The organism is Pseudoalteromonas sp. Isolate3, assembly GCF_022398505.1.
Lineage (GTDB): Bacteria > Pseudomonadota > Gammaproteobacteria > Enterobacterales > Alteromonadaceae > Pseudoalteromonas > Pseudoalteromonas apostichopi.
The window spans coordinates 1-829 of sequence record NZ_JAKEVN010000270.1 but is presented as its reverse complement, the minus strand read 5'-3'; the positions used below and the strand labels follow the sequence as shown (position 1 = coordinate 829).

Below are 829 nucleotides of genomic sequence, written 5' to 3'. Positions count from 1 at the left end.
TTACGGACAGTGCCTGGTGGGTAGTTTGACTGGGGCGGTCTCCTCCCAAAGAGTAACGGAGGAGCACGAAGGTTGGCTAAGTACGGTCGGACATCGTACGGTTAGTGTAATGGTAGAAGCCAGCTTAACTGCGAGACAGACACGTCGAGCAGGTACGAAAGTAGGTCATAGTGATCCGGTGGTTCTGAATGGAAGGGCCATCGCTCAACGGATAAAAGGTACTCCGGGGATAACAGGCTGATACCGCCCAAGAGTTCATATCGACGGCGGTGTTTGGCACCTCGATGTCGGCTCATCACATCCTGGGGCTGAAGTCGGTCCCAAGGGTATGGCTGTTCGCCATTTAAAGTGGTACGCGAGCTGGGTTTAGAACGTCGTGAGCTGAAAGCATCTAAGCGCGAAGCAGGCCTCGAGATGAGTTCTCACTAGACTTTTAAAGTCTCTGAAGGGCCGTTGAAGACTACAACGTTGATAGGCAGGATGTGGAAGTGGTGCGAGCCATTAAGCTAACCTGTACTAATTACCCGTGAGGCTTAACCATACAACGCCAAACGCGTTTTATGACAGCGTAACAGACAGAAGTTAAGAAACTAAAGTAGACATTTACTTGATATCAGAATTCCAGATTTATTAATTTGCTCAAAAGAGCGAATTAAAACCAAATTTGCTTGGTGACAATAGCGTTTTGGACCCACCTGACCCCATGCCGAACTCAGTAGTGAAACGAAACAGCGCCGATGATAGTGTGGCATTTGCCATGTGAAAGTAGGACATTGCCAGGCTCCAAATTAAAGAAAGCCCGATTCGAAAGAGTCGGGCTTTTTTGCGT

Annotated in this window: 2 rRNA genes; both read left to right on the top strand. The window is 48.5% G+C overall.

What is annotated here, in order from left to right:
- Positions 1-541: ribosomal RNA gene (locus tag L1D46_RS20785) — 23S ribosomal RNA — on the top strand; the annotation flags it as partial.
- Between the two features lie 126 nt (positions 542-667).
- Positions 668-782: ribosomal RNA gene (gene rrf / locus L1D46_RS20780) — 5S ribosomal RNA — on the top strand.
- Positions 783-829 lie beyond the last annotated feature (47 nt).